General features: G+C 67.5%; 5 protein-coding genes. 3 read left to right on the top strand and 2 right to left on the bottom strand.

From position 1 onward, the window contains the following. The first annotated feature begins 277 nt into the window (after positions 1-277). Positions 278-1,465: a serine hydrolase domain-containing protein gene (locus tag ACWF0M_RS20040; RefSeq protein ID WP_452237187.1), complete on the top strand. Its 1,188-nt coding sequence runs from the start codon at positions 278-280 to the stop codon at positions 1,463-1,465. A 5-nt stretch (positions 1,466-1,470) separates the two neighbouring features. On the opposite strand, the gene ACWF0M_RS20035 is transcribed toward ACWF0M_RS20040, so the two are convergent. Continuing rightward, on the bottom strand, positions 1,471-2,484 hold the full coding sequence (locus ACWF0M_RS20035; protein ID WP_452237186.1) for an aldo/keto reductase: 1,014 nt from the start codon (positions 2,482-2,484) through the stop codon (positions 1,471-1,473). 121 nt (positions 2,485-2,605) lie between these two features. Between ACWF0M_RS20035 and ACWF0M_RS20030 the strand changes: the two genes are divergently transcribed. Together ACWF0M_RS20030 and ACWF0M_RS20025 are read left to right on the top strand one after the other, a co-directional pair. Then, entirely contained in the window at positions 2,606-3,439 is an 834-nt protein-coding gene (locus ACWF0M_RS20030; protein WP_452237185.1) for a helix-turn-helix transcriptional regulator, read from the top strand. Between the two features lie 36 nt (positions 3,440-3,475). Then, positions 3,476-5,164: an SWIM zinc finger family protein gene (locus ACWF0M_RS20025; protein WP_452237184.1), complete on the top strand. Its 1,689-nt coding sequence runs from the start codon at positions 3,476-3,478 to the stop codon at positions 5,162-5,164. A 37-nt stretch (positions 5,165-5,201) separates the two neighbouring features. Here the strand turns inward: ACWF0M_RS20025 and ACWF0M_RS20020 are convergent, their stop codons facing one another. Continuing rightward, complete coding sequence (locus ACWF0M_RS20020) at positions 5,202-6,071, bottom strand: Fic family protein (RefSeq protein ID WP_452237183.1); 870 nt, start codon at positions 6,069-6,071, stop codon at positions 5,202-5,204. Positions 6,072-6,522 lie beyond the last annotated feature (451 nt).

Here is a 6,522-nt window from a genome sequence, read left to right as displayed (position 1 = left end):
CGCGGGTCGATCCGCGGGTCGATCCGCTCCGAATGGGGAGTGTTACAGGCTGGTTCGGGTGGGTCTTGCTCCCCAAATCGGTTTGGGGAGGCCTTCGCGGCGCTAATGCTGGGCGGACTCGCCACCGACACGGCCTACCAAGTAGCCGCGTACTTCCGAGTCAGGAGACTAGTGGCTGGGGACATATGGAACAGGTATGGTCGCGCGATCGCTCGCCGATAGGTCCCGGTGGATAGAACTGCGGATGATCACATCCCCAGCGGGCGAAGGAGAAATCGTGGCGCAACCATCCCGGCGCTCAGTACTCGGCGTACTGGGCGCGACCCCCGTTGCCGCTCTCGCAGTCGGTGCGAGTCCGGCCGCCGCAGCCGGCACTCAGTCGAACGCGGTGCCGGCGGGCTTGCGGCCCGGTGGTCAACTGGACAAGCTCATCGCGGACCTGGCGGCACGCGACGAATTCTCCGGCACGGTGCGTCTCGCGCACCGGAACCGGACCGTGCTGGCCCGCTCCTACGGCATGGCCGACAAGCAGCGGGCCATCCCGAACGGGCCGGACACGGCGTTCGCGTTGGCTTCGGTGACGAAGATGTTCACCGCGACCGCGATCGCCCACCTCGCACAGCGGCGAAAGCTCACGTATCGCGCCACGCTCGGCAGTTTCCTCGACGGTTTCCCGTCGTCGATCGCCGACACCGTGACCGTGCACCATCTGCTCACGCACACGTCGGGACTCGGCGACTACCACTCGATGCCCGGCTTCGCGGACGCCGCGGCCGGCTGGACCACTCAGGCACAGGCCATGGCCGGTATCACCGAGTTCATCAAGAAGTCCGAGCTCGCCTTCGCGCCGGGCGCGCGCTGGGCCTACAGCAACTCGGGCTTCCATCTTCTCGGCGCGATCGTGGAGAAGGCGAGCGGCAGGTCGTACTTCGACTACGTGCGCGACAACGTGTTCGCCGCGGCCGGAATGACCAGCACCCGATTCTTGACCGCGCCGGAATGGGAGACGGACCGCAAACTCGCCCATCCCTACCACCGGGACGCGCAAGGGCAGTGGGTCGACGGGATCCCGGACTTCGGGTACGTCGTCAGCACCCCGGCCGGTGACGCGTTCAGCACCTGCGCCGACCTGGATCGTTTCGGACGTTTCCTTTGGCAGGAACGGATTGTCGACCACGGCCAGACCGCGTTGATGCTGAGCGGCAAGGTGCTGCCGGCCATGCCACCGGGCCCGCCGCCGGGCGGCAGCGCGGGTCCGCTGGCTACCTTCCAGTGCTATGGCCCGACGGGATCGCTCATCGGCGGGCAATGGACGTTCGGCCACGGCGGCGGCAACAGTTCCGGTGTGTCGACCTCGATCGACATCTACCCGGAGTCCGACTGGACCGTGGTCGTACTCTCCAACTACCCGAACGTGACCATCCAGTCGATCTCCTACACCGCGCGGAACCTGATCACCGGGTAGCTACGTCAGGCGGCCGCGCGATTCTCGGCCGGGCGACGGCGCAGGTTGGCGTCGAGGATGGCGGGGGTGTCGTAGTCCATGTCGAGGCGGCCGACGTCGGTGCCCGGTGGGACGATCTTGTCGATCTGCTCGAGAACGTCGTCGCCGAGTACGACGTCGGCGCCGGCCAGCGCGTCGTCCAGGTGGGCCATCGTCCGCGGACCGATGATCGCGGACGTGACCGCCGGGTGCGCGATCGCGAACGCCATCGCCAGATGGGTCAGCTTCAGCCCGGCCGCGTCGGCGACCGGGATCAGCTGCTCGACGACCTCGAGACGCCGCTGGTCGGACATGTGCCGGAACATCGCCGTACGCCGAAGGTCCTCCGGCGCCCGTCCGGTCAGCTGACCCTGTGCGAGCGGGCTCCACACGAGCGCGCCCATCCCGTACTTCTGCACCACCGGGAGCACCTCGCGTTCGATCCCGCGGTTGAGGATCGAGTACGGCGGTTGCTCGGTGCGGAACCGCTCGAGACCACGGCGTTCCGCGACCCAGTGCGCCTCGACGAGTTCGCTGGCCGGCATCGTCGACGTACCGATCGCGCGCACCTTTCCGCTGCGGATCAGGTCGGTCAGCGCCGACAGGGTCTCCTCGATATCGGTCTCCGGATCCGGGCGGTGCATCTGGAACAAGTCGAGGTAGTCGGTTCGCAGCCGGCGCAACGAGTCCTCGACGGCGGTCATGATCCAGCGCCGCGAGTTGCCGCGCTGGTTCGGGTCGTCGCCCATCGGCAGGTGCGACTTGGTGGCCAGTACGACGTGTTCCCGGCGGCCCTGCAACGCCTCGCCGACGATCTCCTCGGAGCCGCCGTGCGAGTAGATGTCGGCGGTGTCGACGAAGTTGATGCTGGCATCGAGTGCCTTGTGGATGATCCGGATCGACTCCGCGCGGTCGTCGTTGCCGATGGCACCGAACATCATCGCGCCGAGGGCGTACGGGCTGACCTTGATACCGGTCCGGCCGAGTGTGCGGTAGTGCATGGTGTTGCCTCCTTGGTGTTGTCTCCACCTTGGAGGTCCCGGCGGGCGTGGAGAAGGTCCACTTCATCCACGGACAGGTTGTCCCTGGATAGCGCGCCGTACGTCACGCATGATGGAACGTGTGATCGATCGTGACGGCCTGGCCGACTTCCTCCGTCGGCGCCGCGAGCTGCTCCGGCCGGCGGACGTCGGCCTTCCGGACGGTGCGCGCCGCCGTACGCCGGGACTGCGCCGGGAAGAGGTCGCGCAGCTGGCCGGTATGTCGACGGACTACTACTCGCGGCTGGAGCAGTCCCGCGGCGCGAACCCGTCGGAGCCGATCGTCGCCAGCCTCGCCCGCGCCCTGCGCTGCGACCTGGACGAACGCGACCATCTGTACCACCTGGCCGGCCTCACACCGCCGCTGCGCATGGCCGGGCGGCACATCAACCCGGGCCTGCTCGCACTGGTCTCTCGTCTCACCGACCTCCCGGTCATTATCTGCACGGACCTCGACGAGGTGCTCTGGCAGAACGCTCTGGCCGACGTCGTCATCGGTCGGCTCGCCGGCGAGGGCCGCGCCCGGAACCTGACCTGGCTCTGGTTCACCGATCCGGAGATCCGGCGGATCTTCCCGGAGGAGGACTGGGACGTCCACTCGGCCTCCCATGTCGCCGACCTGCGTGCGACGTACTCGCGCCGGATGGGCGACCGCGACATCACCGAGCTGGTCGAGGACCTCGTCGCCCAGAGCGAGGAGTTCCGCGCGCTGTGGGACCTCCACGAGGTCGCCGTACGACGCCTGCCGCGCAAGCGATTCCTGAACCCGGAGGTCGGCGAGCTCGACCTCACCTGCGAGACCCTCCTGACGCCCGCGGCCGAGGTACGAGTCCGAGCCTTCCTCCCCCTCGAAGGCACCAACGCCCGAGAAAAACTAGACCTCCTCCGCGTCATCGGCACCCAGACCTTCGCCTGACCAACCGCCCGGCCGAGCGCCCGCTAGGCTGCACCGGTGGAGCATCGGACCGACGGTCTCTCGCAGATGGTACGGCGACTGGCCGGACCTCGGTCGTTCGAGCGCGGTCAGGCGTACTTGTCGGCCGGCGCGGTACGCAGCCTGACCTTCGACGACATGGCGCTGTGCGCGACCGTCGGAGGGACGAGCGACTACCAGGTCCGCCTGGAACTCACACCAGACGGCCTGGACTGGTCGTGTTCGTGTCCGTACGGCGAGTCCGGCGAACTCTGCAAGCACTGTGTCGCGACGGCGCTGGCCTGGGAAGACGACGATGAGCCGTCCGCAGCAGAGGACGGCCAATTGCTGGAGTTCTTGCGGTCTCAGGACGCGGCGTGGCTGGCCGATGAGCTGCTCGCGGCTTCCCGCACCGATCCGTTGCTGCGGGCACGGTTGGAGGTCGCTGCCGGGGCCGACGCTCAGGGCGCATACGACGATCGGGCCGTGCGCAACCAACTCGAGCGAGCGATCGAGATCACCGATTTCGTCGACTACCGCTCCTCGTACTCCTACTTTCACGACGTCGATGAAGCCCTCGACGACGTGGCGGATCTCGTCGACTCCGGCTTCCCGGCCGCGGCCGCCGAGCTGGCCTTGTATGCGATACAGCTCCTCGAGCATTCGGCCGGCCTGGTCGATGACTCCGACGGTGGCCTGCGAGTGACCCTGGAGCGGACCGAGGACATTCACTTGGACGCGTCCGCGGCTGGTGATCCGGATCCGGTCGAGCTTGCGGAGCTGTTGTTCGATCGCGCGATGGCCAGCAAGTACGAGATATTTCGGGATGTGCTGCCGGACTACGAGCCGATCCTCGGACCGAGCGGTATGGCCCGGTATCGAGAGCTGGTCGAGCAGGCCTGGCGCGACTTGCCGCCGAAGGAGCCCAACGACTACAGCACTCGCCGGTACACCGTGACTCACCTGATGGAACGGCTGGCCGAGGGTACCGGCGGTGCCGACGCGCTGATCGAGGTGCTCGCCCGCGATCTGACGGCTGCGCACGATGTACTGCGCATCGCGCAGCGCCTGTGTGACGACAGCCGCGACGACGAGGCACTGGAATGGCTGCAGCGGGGCATGGCTGACTTCCCGCCGGATCGGCGACTTCGCTCCCTGGCGGCCGCCTGCCATGTCCGTGCCGATCGGCCGGCCGAGGCAGGCGAGTTGCTCTGGGTGAACTTCACCGAGAGGCCGGAGCTGGACAGGTACGTCGCACTGCACGACGCCACCGGCGAGCACTTTGCGGACTGGCGGGAGCGCGCGATCGCCGTACTGCGGAAGCATCCGGCGACGACGTCCAGGTTCGCGCCTTCGCCGTACGGCCGACCTCTTGGACGCTCGGCGCTCGTCGAGGTGCTGCTGTGGGAGGGCGACCTGGACGGCGCGTGGAATGCGGCACAGAAAGGCGGCTGCCGCGACGACCTCTGGATGCGGCTTGCGCAGGAGCGCGCCAAGACCTGGCCCGCCGACGCGATCCCGATCCTCGTCGCCGCGGCGGACCAGTCGATCGGCTACAAGAAGCGTGAGTCCTATCGCGTCGCCGCCGGCTTGCTCAGCGAAGCCGGTGCCCTGTTCGCCCGCTGCGATCGCACCGCGGACTTCGAGTCCCACCTGGCCGCCCTACGCACCACCCACCGCCAGAAACGAGCCCTCCAAGAGGAACTCAACCACGCCGGCCTCCCGTAGGTCAGCCGAGGTGTCCCATGCAAGTTGAGTATGTCGGTCAACGGCGGCGCCTGGCGCGATCGGCGAAGTCGTCCAATGCGCGCGTGACATCGGCGGCAACCCAGACGACGTACCGCTGGACTCCGGCTGCCTTGGTAAGGATTCCGGCCTCGCGGAGCTGGGAGATGACGTTGTCGGCCGCTGGCTGGGAGAGCCCAGTCGCCTTCTGGATGAGTGAAGACGTGACGGCAGGTTGGCTCAGCAGCAGCGGCAGAACCTCCCAGACCGCGGCGGTGCGGCGGGCGGCGACCGACTCTGACCAGGTCTCGTATGTTGCCAGGAGGTCTTGAGCAAGTAGCCTGCCGTTGCCGATCGCTGCCAAAGCGGCGTCGGCGAACCGGGCGACGATCGGGCCGGCATCGCCGCTGTGGAAGTCCGTGAGGGCTGCGAAGTAGGAGCTTGTGTCGGCGAGCAGCCCCGCAGAAACAGGGACGGTGGCTCGGGTGGTCGCGCCGCCCTGCTTGAGCATCGCGTGGACGATTGCACGACCGGTGCGGCCGTTGCCGTCGTTGAAGGGATGAATGGTCTCGAACTGGGCGTGGGCGATCGCTGCCTGGGTCAGGAGCGGCACGTCGGTGCGGGCGGCGAACGCGCACAGGTCGTCGATCGCTGCCGGAACCCGAGAGTGATGGGGCGGGACGAAGGCGGCACCGTGCGGTGATGCGCTTGAGCCACCGATCCAGACCTGCTCGGAACGGAAGGCTCCCGGATCGGCGTGGTTCTGTCCGCGCATGAGGGCCTCGTGGATTGCGAGGATCGTCGCCGGCGTAACTCCGTCAGCGAGTTCGATCGCGCGGTTCATCGCATCGACGTTCGCCGCCACTAGCTCGGCGTTGCTGCCGTACTTGGCGACGCCGAGTTCGGCCATGGCGAGGGCCTTCGCTCGTGCGGTGATGTTCTCGATCTGAGACGAGGACGCTGACTCGGTTCGCAGAAGTACGGCGGCAAGCGGAGCGACCTCGGAGCCGGGCAACACGGTCGACAGTTCGGCGTCGAAGCGTGAGATCTCGGCCCGTGCGTCGTCTGCTGCCGCGAGTGCAGCGGGGTCGATGGTGACATCGAGGGATGCGATGGTCGCAGGGACGGCCGCATCGTAGGTCGGGCGAATTGCGGCTCGCTGGGCGCGTGACAGTGGACGCGGGCTACCGTTGGACTCCCACGGCAATGTCTCCCAGGCCACCGCCCATGGTGTTTCCGCGCCAGCCATTATCGCTCCGTTCGTGACCGTAACATATGTAGATGCCTCTACGCTTATGTTAGACGGTGTGGAGACAAGGCAAGCTCGACGCTCCGGAAATGCGAGAGCCGCATCCAGTGGA

Source organism: Kribbella sp. NPDC055110 (assembly GCF_053607525.1).
This window is presented reverse-complemented; position numbering and strand designations above follow the sequence as displayed.